Here is a 25,343-nt window from a genome sequence, read left to right on the forward strand (position 1 = left end):
AGTTGCCAGCAGATTGCCATGATAACCAACGAATTATCGGTGAGAAGAAGGTTTGGATTTGGCGTATGAGCCATGAAAACGCGCTATGCAATCACAATCCGGTGCGCAGTGCTGAATTCAGCACGGGCCACTCCAGCCCAGCGGTTAACGTTCTGCGCTACGCGTGCTAAATCTGAATGGCATACGTGGCAAGTCCCATCCATGACGTTTCCTGGCCGACTTGAAACCTCAACATGGTTTGGCAAGTGCGGAGCGGAACGATCACCCTTTCCAAGGCTATTGATGGTCAGCAGCATGGCTGCTGATCATCGTGCGCGTGAGCCTAATGTCGTACCCGTGCTAGCAGGCGATGTCCCAGGCTGAAGAGTCTTAACCAGGCCAAGGTTGGGCCGCCGTTCAAGGAGGAGGGAAGGCCTGTTAATCCATGGGCCTGATCGCGTCCGTGCTTGACGCTAGCCGAACGCGAGGCAACGGCCTCCGTTGCGTTAACGCTACACTAGGCATCTTATTACTCCTACATGCTGGCGCCTGAGTATGTTGCCAAAAAAACCGAGCATGTCTTTACCCGTGCTTGGTCAGTAGATAAGGTAACGAACATCGCAAATGGAAGGTCGCGGTACAGCAGGGATGGTTTTCAATATGTGCTGCTGTCGCAGCCTTACAGTACACCTCCCCTCTGATCCCCGACAGTCTTTGATTGATTTTGATGGTACCTGTCAAGACTGGTGCCAGAGGGGGTTTGGTGCATGAATGAGTTGGTTGAGGCCTTGCTGGCCGCCGTTCCCTCCGATGGCTCCAGTATTGGAAACCAGTCGTTGCTAGAGCACCTCAGGATTCAGTTTCCACAGCTAAGAGATGAGTTTTATTGGCAGACGCGTGACGCCCTGATAGGACAGGGGGTGTTGCAGGCCGGTAAAGGTCGTGGCGGCTCTGTACGGCGTACTGACATTGAGGTTCCACCGGCAAGTGATTGGGTTCAATTCCTACGTAGCTATGGGCCGTCATCGAGCAATCTGGCGATGTTCGACGAGTACGTTTCGAGGGCGTTGGCACAGGCAGGAGTAAAGCCGATTAGCCTGTCGACACCTCTATTAGAGGACATGGTGGGGCACATTGAATCCAAGGCGCCAGGATCTATTTTGATAGCTGGAACAGCTGGTGATGGTAAGACGTACCATTGCCGTGCCCTGTGGGAGCGCATTGGGGGGGACCCCAAGGCTTGGGCCGCCAAGGGCAACGTGAAAGAGTTACATCTGGCGGATGGTCGCTTGGCTGTCTTTATCAAGGATCTTTCCGAGCTCAATGGCGACGAGAGCGATCTGCCATTGCGGCGACTGGAAAGATCGGTGCTAGAAGGCGATGATTCTGAGGTAGTGATTCTTGCCGCAAACCATGGCCAAATTCTTGATCGTCTACGTGATCTAGGCCGTCGCCAGGAGCGTGATCATCCACTTCGCAAGCCGCTGCAAGAGCGCTTCTTACAGGCCGGGCCAGCTCCTGAGCGCCTGGCTGTGTTCGATCTTAGTCGCTCGACTAGCCGCAAAACGTTAGATGAGGTGGCTATGGCTGTGGCGGGGCATCCCGAGTGGGACAACTGCAAACGCTGTGCACTTCAGGCCGACGGTAAAGTTTGTCCCATCGACGAGAATCGCCGCAGGCTTTTGGGTGAGGCGGATGGTGGACAGCTCTCTCGTCGCTTGGGCGATTTGGTTGAAATCGCCAGGCACAATGGGCTGCATCTACCTATACGCGACTTACTTGCGCTTTGTTCAAATATGATCCTCGGTTGCTCCGATGCCAAGCAGGCCAAGGACAACCTGCTGACCTGTGCCGATGTCGCGAAGATTCAGGAAGGAGGCACTCTTGGGGCGGCTAGTGTCTATGCCAACGCCTTCGGAGCCAATCTCCTTAAGCGAAGGACCTCTGACCGCCCTATCTTCAAGGCGATGTCCAGCTTTGGCGTGGGCGATGAGTCCACCAATGCTGCTGATGGGTTGCTGGTTTATGGGAAGGACGATTTGCGGCTGCAAGCCGACTTCGAGCGTTTGGTCGCGATCGATCCTATCTATGGGGCCACGACTGCCTTCCGCGCTGCCCAAAATTCCTATTTGGAAGGGTATGAGGGGGCACGCTTGGAAGGAGAGGCGGCCGAGTTCCTTACGATGCTTCAAGACCAGCGACGCAGGCTCTTCTTCACACTTCCGGATGGGGAAAGAGGTTATCCGCATTGGTCGATGACAGCATTCTGCTTTGCTGGGGACTACTTGGAAATCATCGAAGCGCTCAAGGCGCAGAAGCCCGTTAGCGAGATAGTCCGCGGGCGCCTTGCTAAGGGCCTTAACCGCGTATTAACAGGTCTCCTTCTCGAAAACGAAGATCGCATCTTCATCGCTAGTTCGGGCGGTTTCACTCAAAGCCGAGTCAGCGTGCTTTGTGACCACGAGACGTTCTCCCGCAGGCAGGGCGGCGTAGGTATGGCGATCAAGCTTGTCGAGGATACGGGCCGCCCTCGACTCGACGTTTCGCTCGCTGCGGGCCCGGGCAATTCGGTTGCTTTCGACTTGACCCCTATCCGTCATGAGTTTCTCTCGCGTGTGGCTGAGGGGGCTTTGCCAGCGAGCTTCTCCAATGAGTGCCTCGAAGATCTGCTGGCTTTCAAGGCGAAGCTCTTACGGAAGGCAGAGATCGTCAAGAAAGCCAGCCTAGCAGGAGATGATGATGAAGTAGGTAGTGAGACCGCCATGCTGACACTCAACTTCATCGATATTGAGCCAGGTGGTCGCGGCTTTTCACGTCCTGTGACGGTGAGGATCTCGGAATGAGTGGAATAATCAAGAGGCCTGAGATTAAAAGCGTCGATTTTTGCGTCGACGAGAACATTTGGGGTCATCGCCTTTATGACGAGCAGCTTCCTCACCTGACTGTTCTAGAGTTCTTGGGCGTACTCGGCTCGAATTTGGATCAGCCGCTCAGGCCTCACCAGGATCAGGGCGGCTCAGTTATGTTCAAGCCGCAGCGGCAAGTCCGTTTGCGTGGGTTACTGTTCAACAACCCATACGTCGAATCGATTGCGGAGAGCGCCGCGTCTGATGAGGAGAAGTGGAAGCAGTGGTTTGAGCGCTTTGGACAGGGAGCCACAGGTAATGGTGATGAAGACATGACCTATCTGCGCCGCTCATTCACTAGCTTTGATGACTTCGCAAAGGCTATCGAACTGCTGCGTTCCTCGTCATTCGAGTCTCGCAGTAACAAGCGTTGGAGTTCCAAGTTCGTCTTTCCTTTCGGCCCAGACGCTCTTTATGAGGACTTGGCGATCAATGCAAAAGGAAATATGAGCAACGATCGTCGCTTCTTTGCTCGTACAGGCGAGCTGCTCTATCTCATGCTCACACGGGCTAAGCGTGGAGCGGAGCTCGGTGACAGCCTTGCCAAGCGCCTATTCGATAACGAAGCAACGATGAATCGTTTGATTAGGGCTCTGCAAGGTACGCCGCAGGGTGTCGAAGAGCCCCGGCTTTCGGGTTATCTACCCGAAATTGCCAATAATCGTTTCGATCAAATCTGCGACGACTGGTTGTCGATCTTGGACAGGGATATGCCGATCTATGATGCATTGGAGCATTTGATCGCGATCACTGGCCTGAACATGCTGCTCTATTTCTTGGAACGAGCTAAGCGGGTTGCTGGTGATGACGATCCGGTCGAGATTATCTGCGAAATCGTCTCCAAGGAGCGAACGAAGGTGCGAGCGCTTTCTGGCGATAGCTATCAATTCAATCAAGGGCTGCCAGCAAAGGCGGTGCGGGCTCATGTTGAGTCGATCCGGTTGAATGTTGAATGGGCTGCAGCTGAATCTGCAGAGTTTCCGGATGCTGAGCGTGTAAAACTCATGCGTGAGTGCTTCCAGTGGCCGCCGACTGATGGTGGCGACGACGAGGACTCCACCGATAAGAGTCCAGATGAGTTGGTTACCAAACTGGCTGATAATGCTTTGGCACGCCATCAGCAGCATGTCGGCAAAATTCATGCGTCATGGTCGCGTGCTATCGGGCTCAGCTCACGCAGACTATCGAGACGCACCCGCTATGCGCCGAACGATAGGTTACTCAAGTCGATTGTGGTTTCCATCGTGGAAGACAGGATGCAGTTCGATGAGTTTCTCGCCGAAGCCAAGTGCCGATATGGCCTGGTAATTGGTGACGCAGAGGGTGCGCGCTTAGTCAGCGCCAAGTTAGTAGACCAAGAAGAACTCAGCGAGAACCGAAACAATTTTGAGGCCCGTCTCGTCAGCTTGGGCTTGGTTCGCAGGCTTTCTGACTCCTGCTCATTTGTAGAAAACCCGTTTGCGTTTCAGGGAGAAGCGGCATGCTGACTGATCGCATTATTGGGCGTGTCGGCGCGAATATTCTCGCCCAACGCATATCTAATCCTGGCCAGTCTGGTGATTTGGCTGCGCTCTTCAGGCTAGACAAGCTTTCATCCAGTCAGATCGGGGCAGTCGCACGAGCCATCCTTGCCAATCCGGACCTGCTTGCCCGGGTAGAACTCATGATCCCGGAGGCCTTGGTAGAAGGCCAAGGCCTACCGTCTGACATTCTGATTCCACATAACGCAGGCTATGTGCGCAATAACGCTTTGACCGCCAAAGCGGCGATCCTGACTGCCAATGGCAACGAGCACAACCTCGCGGACACATTGGGTCATGTCATGGCCATTGGCGCCAAGGAGATGCGGGCTGACCCTGATCCGTGGGTCGAGGCCACGCTTCATTCGGGCGGTATTGCACCAGTCCTCGACGACCGATCGGTGTTCCATTCAGCCCTAGCCGGATTGTTAGCATCCTCGGAACTTTCGTTAGTGCAGCTTGGCGAGTTTTGTTCTGCAATTGTCGAGGCTATCGCCACGCACGGGCTGCCCATCCGTGATGCTGTTGGTTACGCCTTACCATGCGCGGGACTCCCCAGAGACAGCGCCTTCTTCTCGAATGCCAAAACTTTCTCAGCATCGCGTAAACCATGGCACAAGGCTTTCACCAAACTCTTTGCTCAGCGTGCGCCGCTGCTTAAAAAACTCCGCCAGAATGGCCAGCCTCTTGACTCGGAGGAGATTACTGAGCGAGTCGAGGCTAATACTGCAGAAATTTCGGAGGGGGCCCGCCAAGCCCTTGATGCATTCGTCGCAGCTCCTGCTGGAGATCAAGAGGCATCCGATGCCCTCGCCCAATTCGAGTGGGAAAGCGATGGCGTTTATCTTGCCTTTGACAAACCGAAAGAAAAGCAACTTGGCTTAGCAGAGTCCACGATCCGTTTCTTCGATCATGAGTGTGATCAGGAGGACTCACTCGATGCCGAGGGTCGCAAGCTATTGGAGGACTTGAAGGGGCGTGAGCGTCGCTCTGACTTCACGGAGGAGGACGAAGAATTTTTCGTTAAGCAGCGAAGGCTCTTGGAGCAAGACAGCAAACTTTGCTCGCGCTGGGAAAAAGCTCTCTATGGCAAGCCCATTGACTGCAATGACTTCTTCGAAGGCTTCGCTCGAGTGGTTAATAGCTTGCATGCCGGCCTGCGTGATTCGGAAGGAGAGCGGATCCTACGTTTCACTGTGACCAAAGGCCGTAAGGAGTGGCGCGAGCGATTCAACTACGACGCCGGCAGCTACTTCTCGGCTATGTACCGCGGCTTAAAGGAGCTCATGGGCTCCAAGGTAGAGTGGAAGGTCGAGCGGTTGGGCAATGCAAACTTACCCGATCCCCTCTTCGACTATGAGGCCTTCTTCGCTAAGGAGAAGGAGCTTCGCAATGATAAGAAGAGCAAGGTTCGTCCGAACCCGTCGCTATCGCGCCTAGCCCTGCAGATCAAGTTTGACGTTGCCTTGATCCAGATCGCTAAGGACAAAGAGGCAGTGTTAGCTAAAACGCAGCTCCTTTGGAGCTACAGGCCCACGTCAATTGGCTTGTCGATGGTCGCAGACATGGGCCGCCTCTTGGAGAAGGGCGCGGTAGGTTGTACCGAAGTCCCCCGCAAGTTAGTAAGCAAGAAGGGTGGGGTACAAAACGTCTCGTTGCTCGACACCGGGACGCTGGAGGCGACTTACTCGACTGATGCGGGGTCGCTGGTTTCTTCGGCCAGCAAGCTCCAAAGCCTGCGCCATGTGATTAAGACCCGGATCAAAGAGCTCGCCGAGCAGGGTAGGCTGACGGCTCATCAGCAGAGCGAGGTAAAGGTATCGTGGGATAAGTTCGAGGAGGATTACATCAAGGCGATGGAGGACTTCGTCACGACTGGGCTACATGGCGATGCCGTTATGCGTCAAGCGGAGTCTTACGCCGAACTGTTGAACACCTTGATGGTAAATGCTCGTGGTGATGTGTGTCGCTCGCGGCTGGTCGCTGAAATACTATCGGTCGGGACGGTGCGTGTTGCCGGCGAGAACCCAGCAGTTATCATCCCGCCTTGGCATCCAGAACGAATGAAGGCTCTTGCGGTAAAGACGCGACGCGTTGCCGGTTTCGCTACACACTTGCTCTCCAGCGCTAGCATTCTCTATGGTGACCGCGAGATTTTTATGCGGGAACTTACCGACGAGATCGCTCATCCGTTCTATCCAGAGATTGCGGTTCTCAATCGGGGCGGCGCTTTGACGCTTGTCTCGGAGAGCAGCACGGTTAACGGTTATAGTCTTTTGGAGTCACCGACGCGTGGCGCTGAGGAAGCCATGACCGATGTCGATCCAACGGCTGCAGCCAAACAGGCGCGCGAGCTCTTGGAGCGTTATGTTGGGCTGCAGCCCCACGAGGCAAGCAACCTTAGCGTTGTGCTTTATAACGCAGATGCAGCTGAGTTGCCGCTGGCCACAGTGCGCGAGCTCTCCTCTATACAAGAGGATGGCAAGCTCCAATGCAGCGTTTCGGTACGCCACTCAGATCAAGGAAAGCTGCGGCGAGTCTATGGCGAGCTGGTCAACAAGGCTGGTGATGATCCCGATCTGCCAGTAGTCAGCGAAACCAGCGAAAACTTCATCTCGAAGCTGCGTATTTCTGTAATGCCCCTCTCGGCGACTCCAAGAGAGAGTGCGCTGGGTTTTAAGGCTTTCGATGTGGCTTTCCTGCATGACGTGGTCGCGCGCGAGGCCCAAACAGAATGGCTCCCAGTGCAGTGGACCAACGATCGGCCGAACTTGGATCATGCGCCTTCCCGCTGGTCTTACCGGAGCGTGTCAGGTGAGAACGAGCTGAAGTCGACCACATTCCTAGTTTGCCCATGGCAAACGGCATCAGGTTGGGCGTACGTGTCGGCTGTCGCCGCAGTTTGCCGGCAGACGGACGCTATGCCAGGGGAGCGATTACTGCCTGCACGCCGCATTTCCCTTCAAAGCCCAGCTCTGGCTGAAATAATCAGGGACGCTCACGAGTTGGCCGAATGGGTAGCCACCTACGACGAGCTTCTCGACAAGCGCCAGCTTCAGCACAACAACATTACGGTGGTGCGCTACCGTAGAGGCTCGACTAATGGCCGCAATATGATTGTTAGCTCGACCTCGGAGCTTCGGTTGTTGAGCGTGTTGGTTCGTAGACGCTTGGATGAGTTGAATCTCCAGCTCGGATCCGACGAGATTCAAATCGCTGTCGACAAGGCGAAGCGCGACGCACTTTCAGTCTCCGGAGATATCGTACTGCGTGCAGCCAAGCGAGGTGTATCTGCAGGAGAAATGCTAGGCCTTGTGCTAAGTCGTTACTTGCTTGCAGAGGAGTTCCAAGCCTCAGCGAATGGTAGGCAGGTATTGACCGCCTATTTCCTACTCGACGATTACGCAAGCTGGCTATCTCAACCTGAAAGCCGTATCGCGGATATTTTGGCGCTCAACGTTGAGGAGTACGAGGAGACTGTTCGCGTCGTCATTTCAATTGTTGAGGCAAAATATGTTGGAGCCGATGGGGTGGCTCAGGCGCGACGAGGCTCCAAGAATCAACTATTAGCAACATTAGGCATGTTCCGTGAGGCGCTCTTCGGTGATCCTGGTCGCCTTGATCGGGATATTTGGTTGGCCCGCTTGGCCGATATGCTTATAGATGCGGACATCCCGCCCGGTATGACGGATTTGATGGAGCGTGCTCGCGCCAAGTTGCGAGATGGCGATGTAGAGATTTCCCTGCGTGGGTACTCGCACGTTTACGTTCACACCTCGGACGCAGGTTCCGCCTCGGCGTCTGAGCAGGAGCTTCTTGATGAGACAGGGGGCGTTATGGCTTGGCAGGAGGTTTTCGATCGGCCGGACTTGCGAAAACTCGCCGAAGCTTATGCTAAAGGCTCTGGAGGTCACGAGGTTCGATCAGGTATTGGGGCCCAGCAGCCTTGGGAAGGGCACTGTTTTAAATTGCCCGCCCCGCGAGTGCCATGGTTGGCCGCAATAGGTCAGCTATCAAGTGGGCAGATTGATACGTTTGCTGAAGAAGCCGCTTCGTTAGGTAACGACGCCGAGATGGCTGCGCCGAGTTGTCCAGTGGTTGCGCCTCCAGTACTGACAGAGGAGCCGGTTCTTGCATCCGTAGCTATTGCAGATTCAACTTCAGATCAGCTTTCTGTTACGAGCTCCAGCTTCGGGGGCGGGTTCTCTGATCTGGTCGCGTCAAAGTTCTCCGGTGGTGCGCAAGCCGATGTCGAACGGGAGGAATGGGCTAAAGAGGTCACAAAGAGGCTTAAATCTGCGCTTAATAGCTACGGTCTCCAGGCGGCTGTTCTAGGCACTCGCTTGACTCCAAACGGCTGCCTAGTTCGTTTGGCAGGTTCTGATCGCTTGCGTGTCGAAGATATCGAGAATAAACGTACACAACTCCTTACTACTCACGCCATCAACCTAGTAACTGTCCAACCTAAGCCAGGCGAGATCGTGGTTACGGTCGCTGGCGCAAAGAGGCAGGCTGTGTCCCTTTGGGAGCTCTGGTCGCGTCGAGACCTCAATAGAAATGTTGCGGGTATCAACACCTCATTTCTACTGGGGCTCCAGGAGATTAATGGCGCGTTGCTGTATCTGAATTTGGGCGCTGAGTTTGGTGGGCTTTCATCGCATGAACCGCACTCATTGGTGGCTGGAGGTACGGGCAGCGGCAAATCGGTGCTCATCCAGGCCCTTATATTAGATATCGCTGCGACCAATCCTAAGGAGCTAGCCCAAATCATCTTGATTGATCCTAAGATGGGGGTTGACTACGCGCCATTGGCCGACTTGCCGCACATGCGGGATGAAATCGTAACCACCAAGGAGAAAGCATCCGAGGTTCTTGACGCTCTGGTTGAGGAGATGGAGGACCGCTACCGCGCTTTTGCGAAAGCCAGAGCTCGCGATTTACCGACCTATAACTCGAAAGTATCGACCGAAGAGCGACTGCCAATGGTCTTCCTGATCCACGACGAATTTGCAGACTGGATGCTCGACGATGCTTATAAATCCGCAGTCGGTACGGCAGTTCAGAGGCTGGGCGTAAAGGCACGTGCGGCAGGTATTCATTTGATCTTCGCGGCACAGCGTCCAGACAAGGATGTGATGCCGATGCAACTGCGAGAAAATTTGGGCAATCGGCTGATCTTGAAGGTCTCCAGCGAGGCCACATCCAAGATTGCGCTCGACCGGCCAGGAGCTGAATTGTTGCTGGGCCGAGGGCATCTGGCCGCCAAGCTCAACGGGGAGCAGGGCCTTGTTTTCGCGCAGGCTCCTTTTTTGTCAGATCAAGATATCGAGGCGGCTGTGGCCGCAATCCGAGCTGATAACTCAAGCCAGTAACTTAGAAATTTATTTGTGGCGCAACCTTTCAAACACGATGCAGCTAGCCTTTACGACTTCTTCTCCCAGGGAGGGCGCGGCTTTTACGTTCCTTACTATCAGCGCAACTACTCATGGGACGAGGAGAACGCTACGAAGCTCATTGAAGACATTTTCTCGAGCATCAAACGCACATTGACAAAGCCCGAAAATAGCATCTTTCTGGGGACGGTCATTCTTCATGAAGAGAAGAATGTGCAGACAGGCATCCACTCCGACACTCCAAATTTGTTGACTAAGGTGGCTAACGTTGTCGATGGTCAGCAACGCATCACCTCGATCTCTATTCTCGCTTGCGCTATCGAAGAACAGATCAATCAGATGGTGCCTAAGCTCAAGGCGCTTGCAGGTTCCGCGCCGGAGTTCACTACGCTGGCCACCGAGTTGACTGATGAGCTTCCGAACATTCGCCCGTTTTACGCAGTTGAAATCACGAAAACCGGTGCGCAGCCGAAGTTGAAGCCGAAGATTATTAGAGCAGGCGACATCTCCTCGAATCCGGTTTCGGATCAATGGACTCTCTGCGGAGACATCAACCATTACTATCGGTCCAATACATCGAGTTTCCTCTCGAGTTTCATCGCAGGTATAGCTATCGATTCGATCTCGACAGACGAGCGGGTACGATCGGTATCGGAGGTTTTTCGACAGAAAATCAGCGAAGAGATCAAGGCGGCGGACGCATCGCTTGCAACTGGGTTGTTTTCGGCGAATTGTGTCACCGATGGAAGTCTGTCCAACTTTATGGCTTATCCCCCTATCTGGGCGAATATCCACACCCTTCCGCCAGATGAGCAATCTCTCTACTACGGTGGGATGTTGTTATTGGCAGTCTGTTCGTTCCTGAAGAATTCATGCCATCTGGTTGTGATCGAGTGTTTGGATCTTGGCTTGGCTTTCGACATGTTCCAGTCGCTGAATGCTACAGGTACTCCGCTGACCGCATTCGAAGTGTTCAAACCGCAGATTGTTAAAGCCTGGGACGCAGGTTACGCCACAGTTATCAAGCCGCAGGTAGATCGCATCGAGAGGGTGTTTGAGACCGAGAGCAATTCGTCAGACAAAGAGGAGCTGACCGACAAGGTTATCGTGTCCTCAGCCTTGGTATTTAATGGGATGGAGCGAAGCCGGCGCTTTAGTGAAGAGCGTGACTGGCTGACCGACACACTTGAAGGGTCTCTTGCCGCAGGCGTGCCGACGCAGAAGTCGGTCGATTTCATAACATCTATCGCGGATCAGGCAGAGTACTTCCTAACCTTCGTTAAGCCGCGGAGGTCTCCAAAAAACTCTGCCACATTCGGCTTGTGTAACCACTTGTTGACCATGGGGCTATCGCCACAGCAGGCTGACCGTGCTGCACTTTGTGTGTTCTATCTCAAAGACGCCGGTCATCAGTTCGCGCACGCTGTGCTGAGCGTCTTTTATTCCAAGCTGCTGCGCGCGCAGGCCAGTGCGGCCGCTAAGGTAGCTGCTGCGACTGAGTTCGTAACGGTGTGCGAGGCAACGGCTGCTTTCTTCACGCTCTACATGGGGGCGCAGCAGGGACGCTTCCCTGACTCAGATTACCGAGCCTTGTTCCAGTCGACCGCAGGGAACATCTCGTTCGCAAATGGCGCATCGAATCAGACGGCCGCTTTCGTTAAAGCAGGGTTCAGGCAGGCATTGGGAAATCAGAAGGTCTATGACGCAGCGGACCCAGTCGCAGCTCGTAAAATCTGGGTGGACCTGGCTAAAGAGAACGCCTGGTATTCTCGAAAGGCGGTTTGCCGGTTTGCGCTGTTTGTTTCAGCTCATGACGCTGCACCAGACCTTACGGCCGCTAACGAGGGGCTCTTCACCAATGGGATGCCGAACTCCGCCGATTTGATTAATTGTCGAGTCTGGCATTCTAGCGAATATGAGGTTATCGAGCACGTTGCTACTCGCGAGCGGCCATCGTTGATCAAGTTCCCTGCACACTTCTTTGCCACGATTTATCCTGGCAACTATTCTATCGTCGATAAAATCGGCAACCTGACCCTCCTCTCTGGGCCGGTAAATTCGTCAATCTATTCCGAGTGGCCCGACAAGGCATTCTATTACTGGAATCTCACAACACCAGGATCGACGGCAGCAGGCACCACAGGAGTCTCTCTCGCTGCCTCACTCGGAATTGGCAGCGTACCTCCAGCCCTTTCGTCTTTGGTCGGTGCTTCGAACTACCTCTCACACTTAGCTCCTCTTGCGTTGAGAGGACAGCATGGCCTCCATTGGGATGACGCTTTCATTGCGACGCGCTCCGAGCACTTGTGTCAGCGTGTGTTCGACAAGCTTGACGCCTGGTTGCGTTAAACCATCCCGGGGTTGCGCAGCACTCGGCTCGACCGCTAGTCATCATCGTCTTCATCGCGCTCGTAGTCGTAAAGGTCTTTGTGAAGAGCGAACTCGCTCTTCACATGAAGATCTTGGACGTATTCGAGCGTGCAGTTAGCTATAAAGCGATCGAACTCTTTGGCATAGGCATCTCGGATGGAGTTGTAGTCATAGGATTCAAATCCTTGGGCGAACCATCTGAGGATGATCTGTATGTAGAGGGCTGAAACTCTGCATGCATGTTTTAGCATCAACACCAGCTCTTCGCTGTCCTCGTAGCCACCATAGTCCGCAGGAGGTCCCAAGGGGAAAGTGCCATGCGCGACATGATTTCGAAGGTTGCGCACTAGCTGCAGCGCATAGGTCAATCGGCTTTCGGCTCCCAAGTCGAGCCCGTGAACGGCAGCATTGTGCTCGGCTTTGTATCGAGCGAAGAGCTCGATGAAATTGCCGCAGTGATGTTGGAAGTCCTTTGGCGCAGCTGATACCCCTTTGCTATCAAAGAGATCATCCAGAAGTGCGACTGTCCGCAGGCTGCTCGCCCTTTTGAGCTGTCTTTTGGCTACGCCCTTGCGGACTGACAAGGGGCCATACAAGTGATCAATGAAGCGATAGGCCTCTTCCAAGCCATTGCAGACGAACATGAAGCGCGTGAGCCCGGTGGCATGAGTCGTGTAATGCTTCGCGTGGGCATCGATGTTGTCGCCCACGGTTTCGCAGTAAAGGCCGGCGTCCGGTGATTCGAACTTCCAAGTGTCGACTTCGACTTTCTCGAGCTGAGCGGCTAGCCTGAGCCAGTCTCCGATCGTCTCCGTTTTGATCGTTGCTGTTCCATGCTCGCTCACGTAAGACGACGTATTTCCAAGGTAGTCAGCAGCCAAGCCCACTTCGATCAAGTGTTCAGCAAGCCCCCTAGTCTCTGCGCAAATTGGACAGGGTTGTTGGATGTTGGGTTTGGGATCGTCTGAGTTCATCTGGCCGTTTGCCATGGATTTACTTGTGACAGATGAGGCAGGAGCTATTGCCTTCGTCGTCTCCGTAAACGTCATCGATGTCCTCCGGGAAACTTTTTACTGGGCGGAGTGGGTTTATAGGGATATTTTTACGAAGGCGCGCACGGCGAACTTCATATTCGGCTTTTATCTCAATAATCCGAGCGGGCTTTTCTAGATCCCAAAGCGACTCTCCCTTAGACCAAGTGAAAGGAGAGCCATGCTCCAATGCATCTTTCTCAAGTTCCTTGGCTTTTTCGTAGTCCTCGGGGTGACGCTCTTTGAGGCGAACCCATTCGATCTTCTGTTGGAAGAAACAGAATGTGCAGCCACTGCGAGAGCGCCATTCGTAGTACTTTGGATAACCCAATCCCGAGGACTCGAGAATATCGACGACACTAGCTTTGTCGACGCCCGCCTCACGGAAGGGAAATTTCACAAGCATGTTTTCGGCTTTTGCTGAGTACCCCTCGCGGTACTCCTCATCAGCCCGGATCGCTACATAGGAGAAAACTTTATCTCCTGCTGCCAGCCATGGTTTGACCCACTGTTCGAACGGTGCCAGTTTGAGCTGACGCGTACACCAGCGAGTCTGTGCGCTGGGGAGGAAATGGTTGTATTCACGCAGCCAAAAGCGGAAGTCCCGACGGGGATTAAGTCGCTCTATGGGCTTGCCTAAATAGCCTTCGAGTCGTCCCAGGAACTCGTAGACCTCGGGAAGCTCCTCGCCGGTATCCGTAAAGAAGTAGTCGATATCCAGCTCGGGATGGTGATCACGCATCCACACTGCCAAAGCTGCACTATCTTTTCCTCCGGATAAACCCAGTACGTGTCGCTCAGTCATCCATCTGTTCCTCTTCGATAACCAGATTCATTCCGACTTTGGCCAAGATGGCAAGTAAGATGTCAGTATCAAGACCTTGATCCTCCAGCATTTTGGCTATTTCACTGGCCTTTTCTTCTACTGTTTTACGGTGACGTTCTGAAATAGAAAAGGATCTAGAAATCGTCGTTGTTTCCGCTCCTACGCCAATGACAACTGCGATTGCTTCACTTTGTGCTGGACGATCTTTGACAGCGACGAAGGCCTCAGCCTCGCGGAAACGTCTTGCGAATTGGACGAGTTCGAGCACCGCAGCGTCGATATGGCGGTCAACCCAGTCGCGTGGTGGTTTATCGGCGGCTAGGCTCAGAATACCTTCCAAGACGGAGCGGCTGCCATCGTAAGACGCCAGTCTTGTCGAGAATGCATCGAGCCTGAAGTTGCCTGAAACGCCTGCTACGGCCCGTGCTCTTTCACGGAGTGATTCCAAGTTGTCGAGAGGCGCATCGAGCGCTTTAAGCATCTTGGCTTCTACTTCGGATAGCATCATTGCATAAGCTGTTGCGATTTCTTTCAGGGGCGCGCGCAGAGCATTCACGTAGGCTTTGCCATCGGCTACCTCCAGCAGCGTTGGTAAGTCGACGAACAGAACTTTGTGCGGGTCGCTGGCCTTTAGCAGCATGTCACGAATTGCTTTGGCAGTTTCACCCAGCCGCTGTGTGCGCCGAGACCACTCTGGCAAATTAAAAATTAACGCCACAAGGCCACGCGCCGCCTCTAGAGGATCAGCAGCTCCTCCTATTTCCCCAACTTCCTCGAGGAGATGAGAGATGCCATCTAAAATTCGGCTCTTATCCTCATCAATCGCGATCCAGCGGAGCGTAAAGCGGGTCGGATCTTGGAGGCACTCGTCGATGTCAGCATCGCTGAGTCGAGAGATGAACATGCCTTCCTTGTATACGGCGATGTTGGCTTTGTGCACCAACAAGAATGCTGTCAGAAAAACTGGCAGTATGCCCCGCTTCATGCCGTACGGCGGCATGCTCCAATGGTCATAGATGGTGCTAACGCTTACGCGGGCGCTGGTATCGGCAAAGAGTTGCTGAGTGAACGCCCAGAACTCGGAAAAGCCTTTGGGTGAGGCCTCGCATGGCTCGCAGACGCGCCAAGCCTCTCCCTCTTTACGGTATAGATGTGATGCCACGAGCAGTGTTTCGAAAAGGCCGCGCTCGGCAGGGAAGCCTTCAATACCTAACCGCTCTTGGCCTTCGGCGTTGATCATTGCGTGTAACAGATCACGGCGGGCTTTAACGCTATTGCTCGACACACTATCGCGATTAACTAGCTCGCTCCACACTCGAGGACAATGCTCATAGAGGTCGTCGGCGAGGTCTGAAGCAATAGGTGATAGCTTTGCACCAGGCTCAATAACCTGGTCGTTACCATCATGCCATTTGCACAGTGAGGCAGCAGCTTGAAGTTGGTCCTCAAGGTCGGAGCGAGTAGCGGCCAAGCGGGCGAATACTTCGCGGCGGGCGACAGGGTCTCCTCCGAGCTCGTGGCGTTCCTTTACCTGCTCTAATGCAACCAATTCGGTCGATAGTTCCGCGATGCGGGCATGATTATCCGGGATGCCTACTAGCACCGGCCAAGGTTCTTCGTAAGCACAGGCCTGAGCTCGCTTTCGAGCCTCACGAAGAGGCATGTCTCGGCCGGGAAGCGCAAGGATGAACTGGCCGAACTCTCCCCGCTGGGGTTTGTAAGTACTTGCAATCTTTTCCGCTTGCTCGATGCTTCGCAGAGAAATTTCCATCCAGCGCATTGAGCCCGTTTCGTGGTAGTGCCGCTTGGCGACCACTGGGTGCATTCCCATAAGCTGGGATAATTTGGCGTAGTCAATGCCAGGAGATGACGCTACAGCTTGGGCAATAGCTGCATCGATATCGAAGTCGCTACCTTCGAAAACTGACCAAGCTCCGGTATAGCTCTTGAACAGAGCCACTTTGAGCGAGGCCAGTTTCTTCAGTGCGGCCTCGATCTCATCCTGTGGCACGCTGTGGAAAAGGGTCGACAAGACTGGTAAGTCGGCGGCAAGCCCTGAACCAGTGCGGAAGAGGTCGATGACGGCGATGTTTTTAATCAGAGACACCTGCAGCAAGTCACCAGATTTGGCCTCAGCGCGCTCCACAGCTTCTACAGCTTGGGACCAGCGGTGCCCATCTGCAGAAGCTAGGATGGCAGGCTCTAGGTTCGCACGCAGATATTCCCAATAGTCGCTAGGGCGATACCAGTTCGATTGGTTCAGCGGAGTCGATTGTAGGTAGGCGCGAAACCCATAAGGCTCGACTGAAGATAGGAAGCCAAAGGTGCTCCGCTCATTTTGACCGAACTGCCGCTTCGATATTGGACCCAACAATGCAGCCATGGTTGGATGCAGCGGCCAGCAGCGTTCTAAAGCAACAGCGAAATCATTGCCGACGGCTGGGCGACGTGACCTGACGGCATCGGCAATAGAATCAGAGGCCCCCCGTATCCACTCGGGTCGCCGCTTTGCATCAATTGCACGGCCGATAAGCTCGACAACCTCGTCGCTTGCCGCCACGAAAGGGAGGTCAAGGTAACGGCCTTGAACCTTGCCCCAGTCGTCACGAGTGTCGATACCAAGACGGTTGGCGTACTGTGCGAAAGATTGATGCAGCACTCCAATCACAACCAGTCTGCCTTCAGCGCGGGCAGATGCTTCTGCGAGCTCTTGGAAGAAGTAGACATCGTCGCCCACGCCTAAGGCCGAAGCTTCAAGGAACTTGCCCATCTCATCAATGAACACCAAGACACCATCGTTCGGGCGGTCTTTGGCTTCGGCGATCAGTTCATTGATGACGTGCTGTGCATTGGGTTTGTTGCGACCTTCAAAACCCTTGTCCTGAGCCTTGCGAAGGGCTAAGTCCAGTTCCTTGACGACACTACCGCGCCGGCCAACCACTGGGATTACGAGCCACCCGTCTTGAACTGGAAAAGCACTGTCAAAGTTTGGCTTCGAGTCCAAATTTAATGTAGATCGGGCTTTTGCGCGAAGGCTCTTATCAGTATGGAGGGCGCTCGCCAAAGCTACGGCCAGAGATGATTTTCCGCCGCCGAAGGGGCCTGTCCAAGTGAAGCTGCGCTGATTGGTTGCGGCAAGCTGCCTACTCATGCCCTCTACCACAGTCGCTGCGGTCGAATGGAAGATATACCCGTCGAGTGCGTCGGATCGGCCAATGTCCGCATCAATACGGATTGATCTTTGGTACTGGTGAGAAATCTGGACGATGTCGGCGAGCACTGCCTCTCTTACCTCAGTCATATGCGCGCCTAACCATGTCTTGTCGATCGTCATCAGAGAGGTTTTTTTTGTGGACTTGGCGAAGGCCAGCGGAGTCGGACCACGCTAACTTGCCTCCGGTCAGATCGGCCAAAGAGATCAAGCGCTGGGCTATCGACTCTTCGTCGAGCTTAAAGACTCGACCTGGAGAGCCTTCTGCATATGCGATGGTCTCGAAAGCTAGCGAACTTTGGCTGTCTGCAGTTCTGCGCCAAAAATCCATGAGGGCATAAGTGAAGACACCATCATGAAGTGCAGCCTTGGGGCCGCGTCGGAATGCATATTGCCCCTTGTGTACTTCTTGCAGCAGCCCCAATTCCCCGAGTAAAGGCTCGGCAAAATCCTCTGGAGAACCGGTTGCTGCCCGTGGCGCGTAGCTACGTAGACAGGTCTCCAAGTCACGCGAAATAGTTGCTGAAGAAAGGCGGTGCTTGGGATCTAGGCTTCGGGCATACAGGGCCAAAGGCTCTTCGAGTTCTTGGCGTGTAAAGGTTGGAGCTGTCACGTGATTGAAGAGCCAATACCATGTGGTCGAGCGGTGGTGCCGCCCGGCGAGGCGCCAATGTACGAGCCATGCTGTAGACGGGTTCTCCGCATAGGGGTCGAGACCTCCATTTCGCAGTATCTCCATTGCCAGGCTTTTTACGCGGAACGCATCGCCTTCTTCGGCCATGATCCCGCATGACAATGCCCAATGCCGAATCGATGAAACCATGTTTTTACCAACACCGAAGGCTGCGATTGCAGACTCATCGGTGAAGGTTGATTTGGTAATCAGTCCGTCATTGCTCGCTTGATCGAACGCTTTCTTAAGCCACATTTGGCGAAGAGGAAACGTTTCATGTCCGGAGAGGTGCACGGATGCTATTCGGTTAGGTTTGGTGTTTGTATTCTTCATGATTTCAAGCTTACCGCGAACTGGTGGATTACTCCAGTTCGAGACTCTACGAGTTTTAGCTGTATGTGTATACAGTTATTTGGCGTTCATCCGCAACCGATCCTGAGCTCTCGGTGAGGTTCCGGATCGGCTGAACGCGTCGCCCCCCTTTGGAGGAGTTGCTAAGGCAAGGGTTTGTCGTCTCATGATCTGAAGTTAGGCCTGGAGTTTTGAGATTGTGTGCTTGGATGACCAAAAAAGAACGCGTTTAATGAGTGAGCAGCCTTGAGGCTGCCCGCTCATTGACTGATAGCTCAACGGCTTCGTTTCTGTTTGAGGTGCTGCAAGGTGATGAAAATAAAGGACGCAAGCAATATCGCCACTAGCACAACAGGCACGCGTAGCAGCATCAGCAGCATAAGCATCACCGCTAGGCAACCAGCCAGGACTCCGACAAAGGCGAACACAGCAGCGAGAAGCTTGAGTACCTCTAACAGCAAAGGTTTCATAAGTGCCCCCGCACGGCCATCGGCACGCAATCCTCGTTCCCGATCACGATGTGGTCGCGTGTCCTGACATCTACCAGGTAGGTGCCGGTGGCTTCTCCGGCTTTTAGCTTATGCAGTTTCATCTATTGCTCCTTGGGCCGGTTTAGGTAGTAACGGATTGCGCCTGGCATTGGGTTGCAAGCTTTTCAGCTAGGTCTGGTTTGCTTGAATGCTGCGGTGGAGGTTTGGACGGGTGTTGATCGGCATTGGCTTCAACTGAAAAGAACTCTTCAATCACGGCGCTACTGTCTTCCTCGTTGTCCTCGAACGCACCGTTACCAAAGCAGCGTCGTGCTGCCTCATCCAGCGCAATCTGATTGAAGCCAGCAGTCTGCCGTTGTGCGTCCAGTTCGTTGGCAGTCAGCAGCGCCTCGGCCATATCCATGCCGGTGCGTACGGTGAGGTCGACGTAGAAGATTGGCGTGCCATGGCTCTGCCGAGTTGACTTGCCGCGCAGACGCAGCTCCAGCGGCAGGCAGGCTAGTCGGTTACCCGACATAGCCTGGAAGTAATGCAGGCGTGCGGCCAAGGTGCGGATGCTGTTAAAGCCGGTGGTGCGGAACACAAAGCTTCCGAGCGGATCGTCATCGCCGATCAGTACATTCAGCCGGCCGTAGGGTTTGCAGGCACCGCCTTTGGCCAGCGGGCAGGCATCAGGCGATGGGCAGGGCAACGATTGCATGCCGTCTCGGGTGACACGCTTGCAGGTCTCGCCATTGCCCACGCACAGCGGCCGCCCGGATTGCCGGTCGAACAGCGTGTAGTCGGCGCGAAAATTCAGTTCAGGTTCGTTGAACAGCAGACGTACCGGGATGCTGCGTAGCTTGTACTCCTGGCTTTTGCGCAGCTCATCGTTGAACGGGTGCAGCAGCCAGCCGTCCTTGCCTTGCACCTGTGAAGTGATGGTGAACTGGTCATCTTTCTCCGGCAGGCGTTTGCCGTTCTTCTCGATGACTTTGCCTATGGAAATTCGCCCGAGTACCGGCGGGGTGATAGCCAGACCTTTGAGCATGGTGGTTCTCCTACAAACGAGAAAAGGCCAGCCACGCAGCGTTAACTGTATGGGCTGGCGAAAGGGAGGAAATGGTTAGGCGTGATTGGATTAGCCGACCAGAAAGCGCCTGCTGCCTTCCTTGAGCTTGGTGTAGCGAACCCGCAGGTAGGGTTTGTCCTTCAGCATGCGTTCAACATCGAGCACGTTGCTGTCTTTGGATTTCTTCCAGCTGATAAAGCCGTGGCTGAACTCCGCGCGGGTGGCATCTCCCATGGCCTGTTGCAGCAACTGCTTTAGCTGGGCTTCGCGCGTTTCCTTTTCGCTGATGGATTGGCGCACAGCTTTGAGCTCTAGGTAGGCCGCTACCAAACCAGCGCGGCCACTGAAATCAGCGGTCTGGCCGTTGTCCTTCGGATAGAGCGCACGCAGTGCCATTTCAGCCGAGGCTGAACCATCAGCAGGCGGTGGTGTGTCTGTCTCGACGTAGTGCCAGAACTTACGCTCCAGCTCGATCAGGCGGGCAATCATCAGCTCGTCCCGTTCGATGCGGTGGATCTCTAGGGTCTGGCCGCCCAGCAATACAGCGACATCCGCAGCTTGCTTGCCGGTGACTGCAAGCTGGTGCATTACCTGCAGTTGCACATACTCGGGCACGCCTTCTTTCCAGAGGCGTGCGCCGTTTATGCCGGCTGTCTTGCATTCGAGGATCTGCACATCGTCAGCACCGATTACCTCTCGGTCGATGTTGGCCAGCATCCAGGACAACTCAGGGTTTGGATGCTGCAGTACGGCGTTGATGCGCCGTACGCGTTTGCTGGTGCGCTTGCTGTAATGCCAAGCCACGATCGGCTCCAGCACATTGCCCCAGTACATCGGGCTTTCCTCATCGTGCGGATCGGCCTTAGGCAAGGTGGTGTCGCGACCTGTTTTCTCCAGCCACAGCTCTAGCTGCGACTTGTAGGGATTTAGGCCTACTGCAGCGCCAGCATCCGAGCTGCCGATGCCCTGTTTACGCACCATCAGCCAATCTTCACGAGGCAGTTCCTTGGTACTGATTAAACGCAGCGCCGGGCGCGGCTTGCTGGCGCGGCTCAACGAAGTAGCTTTCATAGCGTTCACCTTGTGGAAATAGAAACGCCCGATCAGCAACCAGGCTGATCGGGCGTTATGGAGTGGAGGAGGTAAGCGGTTAGGTCACCAGTTGCAAAGCGGTGTCCAGGGCGCGTTGCTTGATCTGCGCACCTTGGCCGAACCAGGCCGAGTCCATGCGGTATTCGTTGCTGCGGGCGCGGCGCTCGTGATCGACAAACTCGGTCACTGCATTGAGCAGGCCCCATGCAGTGCCACGTGCCGAGTCGAGCTGACTGCCCCGACCACGACCCTCGTACAGTTCCTGAACCTTGCGCAGAGCGCGTTCGTTGGGCAGTACCTCCGGCAGTGCGCCGGTTGGACTCGTCTCACACAACACGGACATGAAGAACCCCAACGCCTCATGCCACTGCACCTTACGCTCAGACAAGGCCCGCATGCGGTACATAAACTCATCCCACTGCGAGACGGCGATGCCGAGCTGCTTCTTCACTGCTTTCGGATCGAAGCGGGTGTTGTGCGGCACCTTGATCGCGCGGCTGTTGCCGTCCAGGGCGATAGTCAGGGTGTTGTTGCACACCACTCGCACGGTGGTTGGTGTTGCTGTGGTGGCCAGGGTGCCGTCGCAGGATGTAGCCAGTAGCAAGTAGCCGTTGACCTGATCGTTACCCTTGAGCGCTGCGCCTTGCCCGGTACGCGCCAGCGCCCAGAATTTTCGACCACCCTTGAGCACGCCGGCGGTTTCCAGCTCATAGCCGGAAACCTCGGTAAGGTCACGATAAAACTCCAACACTTCCCGAGGCTGCACGGTGTGATAGCGCTGGGAGACCACCGACAGCGGTGCCTTGGTGTCCGAACGGAAGAGTACCTTCTGCTCGGAGAAGGAATGGATCGCGCCCAGGTGGCCGACGGTCTCTGATTTGAAAAGTACGGGGCTTTCCTGGATCGCCCAGTCCATGCCGGCTTCGCGTTGCCAGACTTCGATGGGTTGTTTCTGGGTGAGTTGATTACCTAGGCCATGCCACGGTGCAGCGCCAGCGTAGGCCATAGTTTCGACGAGATGGGCCATGGTTGAGATTCCTTTGGGTGCAGGCCGGCATAAAGCGCCGCGCCCAGCGCAGCACCGTCCGGACGATATGGATAGAAAAGGTGTGGTCCTGCCAGATCAGGCCGGAAGGTTAAAGCGGTGACCGCAGAGCAAGCAGACGTTGTGGGCTAGGACGTGGCGATCAAGCGACTCACCCAGTTGGGCGCCGAGAGCGCAGCCGCCGACACCGCCGGCCAGTCCGCCGAGGATGGCACCTGACACTGAGCCGAGAGTTATGCCGACGGGCCCGGCAATAGCGCCGATTAGCGCACCAGCCTGACCACCTGCTAGAGCTGCGCTGACGCCACGCGCGGCACCACCTACTGTGCCGATGGCCGCGCCGACTTTCATAGCGTGATGGAAAGAAGCAACTTTTGGGGAGTGACAGCGAGGACACTGCAATGACATGGGATGAACCCTCCTGGTAGTGGTGTCATTGCTGTTATGTAGAGTTGAGATTTTTTTGAATCGAATCAATACGCCTTTGGGCGCGTGTTTTGGTCGCTATGGCAGCGAACGCATCCAGCCGCCTGTATTGGACCGCAATTATGATGAGTTGTGTCTGCTAAGCGAGGCGACACACATTGTCGTACCTACCAGTCAAGCTAGCGCCATTCGACAGCCGTAGGACATCGCTATGCCAATTTCCCCGCGCCCGTTCACCCTTGTCTGTGCTCACTGTTCTTGGAGAAAAACGGTTCTGCCTCACAACGATTTGGCATCGCTCGGCCCAGCTGCGTTCATCCTTTGTCCTGAGTGTCATACCCCTTCGTTGGAGGGGCTGGAGGCCAATCGACATGAGATCCTCAGAACCCGCCTGGAACAATTCCTAAGCCTCAACGATTGACGTTTAAAGTCGCGACACCTTTTGTCGCTCTGCCCCGGTAAATGGTCAAAAAGACCTAGGAGGTTACGATTATGAAAAACCTGTTTGCCGTCATAGGACTTTGTGTGGTGCTAAAGAAAAGCTATGAACTGTATCGCGAGTACAGCGAACTGAAGCGCGAAAGGAACGCGCGCCAGTCTTCTCCCTCCTGAATTAAGGGTAGAACCTCAAGTTCCGCACACCACTGCCGAAAGGCTTATGCCTTATGTCGATTACAATTGATGGCAAAACGCTACTTTAATCAGTAGCATCGACGCCAAATTGACGGCAGCCTCCTGCTTATCAGTTGACCCGCAGAACAAGGTAGTCATCATGTCCCAAGCGAAGGATACGCTGCTCAGGCTATTCGCATTACTGCGCCTGATCCCCACAGAACCGCAGCGAATTGCAGCTCCGACCCTGCTTGAAAAGCTTCGCGATAGAGGGTTTTCCGTAACACTTCGCTCGGTTCAGCGTGATTTGAACCGGTTGTCGACGCCTTTTTCGTTGCAATGCGACGAGAGCGAGATCCCGTTTCGTTGGAGCTTCACGCGGGATGCGCCGCTCAGATTGGAGGATATGGATGCCTCCACCGCACTGGCCTTGTATCTGTCGGAGAGCCATCTGACTACTTTGTTGCCGCAGACTGTTCTGGACCAGCTCGGTCCACAATTTCGACGCGCACGTAACTTCCTGGGTGATCTGGGCCACAACGGATTGGCCGATTGGGCGCGACGAGTTCGGGCGATTCCCAATGGGAGAACCTTGCTGCCTGCTGCGATCGATCCCGACGTCTGGGGGCAAGTGTCTACCGTTTTGCTGGAGCGCCGGCAACTGCAAGTGACTTATCAGAGTCGGAGCAAGGGCGAACTCAAACAGTTTCGCCTTCATCCGGCAGGCCTGGTATCGCGGCATGCCATCAGCTACTTGCTGGCTTCCGTAGATGGCTACGGCGACTTGCGCCAGTTTGCCCTGCACCGTATTCAGCATGTTCGTGTACTCGATGAGCCGTCCGTTTTGCATGCGGCCTTTGATGTGGACGATTACATCGCGACCGGCATATTCAGCCATCGTCAAACCGGCATAGAGGTAGAGCTGATCGCGGATGTTCATCCGCAGATTGCTTTCCTGCTTGGAGAGACTCCGCTGAGTCATGAGCAGACCTTGAGCGATATCCCCTCGCATACCTGGAAGCGTTTACGCGCCCAGGTGCCGCTGGATCGTGAAACGCTGTGGTGGATCTTTGGCCTGAACGACAACATCCGCGTGCATGGGCCACAGGTGTGGGTCGATGAGATAGGGGCCAGGTTGCACGGTATGCAAAACCTCTACACATCAGTTGACCACGCGACATGAACTGTCGCATGGCCATGGAAGACTGCGGCCGTTTGATTGCCAATGGATTAACGCTTGTCAGGTGCTCAAGGCGCCGGGCGAAAGGGACAGAAACTGATGACGCGCTCAACCGTTACGCCCCTCAAATCCCGAAAAGTCGGAAGCTCGGTGTCTGCTGGCAACGCCACCTTCGATGTATTGGTGTTGGCCACAATGAGCGCAGGCAAAACGTCGTTTATCAACGCATTGATTGGCCAGGAACTGCTGCATACCGCCAATGAGGCCACCACTGCCTGTGTGACCCGTATAGAGCATCGTCAGGGCGCGCGGCGATTCAGTGGTGCCTGCTATTGCTACAACGACACCGAATTGGCCTCCCAGCCTTCGCCGTCAGTAGCGCTGCTGCAGGACTGGAACGCCAATGTCGAGGTCAAGCGCATCAGCCTGGCGGGAACCTTCAACGTGGTGCCGCGCCCGGCACCCGGTTTGGTGCTTCACGACACGCCAGGGCCAAATAACAGCCAGGATGAAAACCATGCCCGGTTGACGCTGGAGGCAATCCGCAACGTGTCGTTTAAGGCGCTTTGCTACGTGCTCAACGCTAGTCAACTGGGGACTCGTGACGATCGGTTGCTACTCGAACAGTTGCGCGAAGAACTCGCCGCCAAGCCTGCCCAGCCTATCTATTTCATCCTCAACAAAGTGGATTTGCTCGATCCGGAGAAGGGCGAAAGCATTGAGGGCTATGTGCACAACGCTCAGCGTTATTTGCGCGATATCGGTTTTGAACAGCCGATCATCATTCCGACAATGGCCAGTGCAGCGCTGTACGCGCGCAAGGCCCTGAGTGCCGAAACACTCACGCGTGCGCAGCGCTCTAAGTTGCGCCAAGTGCTCGATGACCTGGATGTCAACAAGTGCGCATTGCTCAATGCCACAGTCGCACCAGACCTGATCAAGCGTCGCGTCGGCAAGGCGCTCTATAACCTCGAACGCAAACTGCAGGCCAAGGAATTCGATACCCGAGCCTACGATAAAAACCGATTGCAGCAACTGGTCACCATCAGTGGGCTTAAAACCGTTGAAGCCCTTATCCATCATCAGCGCCGATTAGATGAGCAACCATGAATACTATTGAAATTATCCATAACCCTTTCATCGTCGAGACTCAGTTCCTGATCAGTGGCCAACCGCCGGCCGAAGG

General features: G+C 54.8%; 16 protein-coding genes. 6 read left to right on the forward strand and 10 right to left on the reverse strand.

Annotation, left to right across the window (positions count from 1 at the left end; all coding sequences use genetic code 11):
- Positions 1-746: 746 nt before the first annotated feature.
- From ACLH0H_RS13200 to ACLH0H_RS13215, 4 genes are read left to right on the forward strand one after another with little or no spacing between them, the layout of a single operon-like run.
- Entirely contained in the window at positions 747-2,822 is a 2,076-nt protein-coding gene (locus ACLH0H_RS13200) for a hypothetical protein (RefSeq protein ID WP_411382295.1), read from the forward strand.
- A complete protein-coding gene (locus ACLH0H_RS13205) occupies positions 2,819-4,372 on the forward strand; it encodes a hypothetical protein (RefSeq protein WP_411382296.1) in 1,554 nt (517 codons plus the stop codon). Before ACLH0H_RS13200 ends, ACLH0H_RS13205 begins: the two co-directional genes overlap by 4 nt.
- Entirely contained in the window at positions 4,366-9,777 is a 5,412-nt protein-coding gene (locus ACLH0H_RS13210) for an FtsK/SpoIIIE domain-containing protein (RefSeq protein WP_411382297.1), read from the forward strand. The genes ACLH0H_RS13205 and ACLH0H_RS13210 overlap by 7 nt, the downstream gene beginning before the upstream one ends.
- A gap of 15 nt (positions 9,778-9,792) precedes the next feature.
- Positions 9,793-12,147 (forward strand): DUF262 domain-containing protein, encoded by a 2,355-nt coding sequence (locus ACLH0H_RS13215; RefSeq protein WP_236277579.1) that lies wholly within the window; start codon positions 9,793-9,795, stop codon positions 12,145-12,147.
- A 35-nt stretch (positions 12,148-12,182) separates the two neighbouring features.
- Here the strand turns inward: ACLH0H_RS13215 and ACLH0H_RS13220 are convergent, their stop codons facing one another.
- From ACLH0H_RS13220 to ACLH0H_RS13265, 10 genes are all read right to left on the reverse strand, one after another.
- A complete protein-coding gene (locus ACLH0H_RS13220) occupies positions 12,183-13,217 on the reverse strand; it encodes a hypothetical protein (protein ID WP_411382298.1) in 1,035 nt (344 codons plus the stop codon).
- A complete protein-coding gene (locus tag ACLH0H_RS13225; protein ID WP_024657948.1) occupies positions 13,162-14,004 on the reverse strand; it encodes a phosphoadenosine phosphosulfate reductase family protein in 843 nt (280 codons plus the stop codon). Before ACLH0H_RS13225 ends, ACLH0H_RS13220 begins: the two co-directional genes overlap by 56 nt.
- Positions 13,997-17,359 (reverse strand): ATP-binding protein, encoded by a 3,363-nt coding sequence (locus ACLH0H_RS13230; protein ID WP_225739942.1) that lies wholly within the window; start codon positions 17,357-17,359, stop codon positions 13,997-13,999. The genes ACLH0H_RS13225 and ACLH0H_RS13230 overlap by 8 nt, the downstream gene beginning before the upstream one ends.
- Positions 17,319-18,242: a DUF4007 family protein gene (locus tag ACLH0H_RS13235; protein WP_192552859.1), complete on the reverse strand. Its 924-nt coding sequence runs from the start codon at positions 18,240-18,242 to the stop codon at positions 17,319-17,321. The genes ACLH0H_RS13230 and ACLH0H_RS13235 overlap by 41 nt, the downstream gene beginning before the upstream one ends.
- Positions 18,243-18,535: 293 nt before the next feature.
- Positions 18,536-18,730 carry a hypothetical protein gene (locus tag ACLH0H_RS13240; protein WP_192552860.1) on the reverse strand — a complete coding sequence of 65 codons (195 nt, stop codon included), beginning with the start codon at positions 18,728-18,730 and terminating at the stop codon, positions 18,536-18,538.
- Positions 18,727-18,852: a hypothetical protein gene (locus tag ACLH0H_RS13245; protein ID WP_263974438.1), complete on the reverse strand. Its 126-nt coding sequence runs from the start codon at positions 18,850-18,852 to the stop codon at positions 18,727-18,729. Before ACLH0H_RS13245 ends, ACLH0H_RS13240 begins: the two co-directional genes overlap by 4 nt.
- 20 nt (positions 18,853-18,872) lie before the next feature.
- Positions 18,873-19,781: a hydrolase or metal-binding protein gene (locus ACLH0H_RS13250; RefSeq protein WP_192552861.1), complete on the reverse strand. Its 909-nt coding sequence runs from the start codon at positions 19,779-19,781 to the stop codon at positions 18,873-18,875.
- Positions 19,782-19,871: 90 nt separating this feature from the next.
- The gene (locus tag ACLH0H_RS13255) at positions 19,872-20,873 is read right to left on the reverse strand and encodes a YqaJ viral recombinase family protein (RefSeq protein ID WP_250925272.1); all 1,002 of its coding nucleotides are present in this window, start codon (positions 20,871-20,873) and stop codon (positions 19,872-19,874) included.
- A 79-nt stretch (positions 20,874-20,952) separates the two neighbouring features.
- Entirely contained in the window at positions 20,953-21,921 is a 969-nt protein-coding gene (locus tag ACLH0H_RS13260) for a DUF932 domain-containing protein (RefSeq protein ID WP_192552863.1), read from the reverse strand.
- Between the two features lie 96 nt (positions 21,922-22,017).
- The gene (locus ACLH0H_RS13265) at positions 22,018-22,290 is read right to left on the reverse strand and encodes a hypothetical protein (protein WP_250925338.1); all 273 of its coding nucleotides are present in this window, start codon (positions 22,288-22,290) and stop codon (positions 22,018-22,020) included.
- Between the two features lie 847 nt (positions 22,291-23,137).
- Between ACLH0H_RS13265 and ACLH0H_RS13270 the strand changes: the two genes are divergently transcribed.
- Positions 23,138-24,160 (forward strand): helix-turn-helix transcriptional regulator, encoded by a 1,023-nt coding sequence (locus tag ACLH0H_RS13270; protein ID WP_250925270.1) that lies wholly within the window; start codon positions 23,138-23,140, stop codon positions 24,158-24,160.
- A gap of 96 nt (positions 24,161-24,256) precedes the next feature.
- A complete protein-coding gene (locus ACLH0H_RS13275) occupies positions 24,257-25,267 on the forward strand; it encodes a dynamin family protein (protein ID WP_250925269.1) in 1,011 nt (336 codons plus the stop codon).
- Positions 25,268-25,343 lie beyond the last annotated feature (76 nt).

Origin of the sequence: Pseudomonas sp. MPB26 (genome assembly GCF_046605355.1) — a bacterium.
GTDB lineage: Bacteria > Pseudomonadota > Gammaproteobacteria > Pseudomonadales > Pseudomonadaceae > Aquipseudomonas > Aquipseudomonas cedrina.

What these genes read in the sequence shown, in the direction of transcription:
- ACLH0H_RS13255 (WP_250925272.1), bottom strand. Translation starts at nt 20,873, where the DNA reads ATGAAAGCTACTTCGTTGAGCCGCGCCAGCAAGCCGCGCCCGGCGCTG.
- ACLH0H_RS13210 (WP_411382297.1), top strand. Translation starts at nt 4,366, where the DNA reads ATGCTGACTGATCGCATTATTGGGCGTGTCGGCGCGAATATTCTCGCC.
- ACLH0H_RS13220 (WP_411382298.1), bottom strand. Translation starts at nt 13,217, where the DNA reads ATGACGTTTACGGAGACGACGAAGGCAATAGCTCCTGCCTCATCTGTC.
- ACLH0H_RS13230 (WP_225739942.1), bottom strand. Translation starts at nt 17,359, where the DNA reads ATGACGATCGACAAGACATGGTTAGGCGCGCATATGACTGAGGTAAGA.
- ACLH0H_RS13225 (WP_024657948.1), bottom strand. Translation starts at nt 14,004, where the DNA reads ATGACTGAGCGACACGTACTGGGTTTATCCGGAGGAAAAGATAGTGCA.
- ACLH0H_RS13260 (WP_192552863.1), bottom strand. Translation starts at nt 21,921, where the DNA reads ATGGCCCATCTCGTCGAAACTATGGCCTACGCTGGCGCTGCACCGTGG.
- ACLH0H_RS13205 (WP_411382296.1), top strand. Translation starts at nt 2,819, where the DNA reads ATGAGTGGAATAATCAAGAGGCCTGAGATTAAAAGCGTCGATTTTTGC.
- ACLH0H_RS13235 (WP_192552859.1), bottom strand. Translation starts at nt 18,242, where the DNA reads ATGAAGAATACAAACACCAAACCTAACCGAATAGCATCCGTGCACCTC.
- ACLH0H_RS13275 (WP_250925269.1), top strand. Translation starts at nt 24,257, where the DNA reads ATGACGCGCTCAACCGTTACGCCCCTCAAATCCCGAAAAGTCGGAAGC.
- ACLH0H_RS13240 (WP_192552860.1), bottom strand. Translation starts at nt 18,730, where the DNA reads ATGAAACCTTTGCTGTTAGAGGTACTCAAGCTTCTCGCTGCTGTGTTC.
- ACLH0H_RS13270 (WP_250925270.1), top strand. Translation starts at nt 23,138, where the DNA reads ATGTCCCAAGCGAAGGATACGCTGCTCAGGCTATTCGCATTACTGCGC.
- ACLH0H_RS13245 (WP_263974438.1), bottom strand. Translation starts at nt 18,852, where the DNA reads ATGAAACTGCATAAGCTAAAAGCCGGAGAAGCCACCGGCACCTACCTG.
- ACLH0H_RS13250 (WP_192552861.1), bottom strand. Translation starts at nt 19,781, where the DNA reads ATGCTCAAAGGTCTGGCTATCACCCCGCCGGTACTCGGGCGAATTTCC.
- ACLH0H_RS13265 (WP_250925338.1), bottom strand. Translation starts at nt 22,290, where the DNA reads ATGAAAGTCGGCGCGGCCATCGGCACAGTAGGTGGTGCCGCGCGTGGC.
- ACLH0H_RS13200 (WP_411382295.1), top strand. Translation starts at nt 747, where the DNA reads ATGAATGAGTTGGTTGAGGCCTTGCTGGCCGCCGTTCCCTCCGATGGC.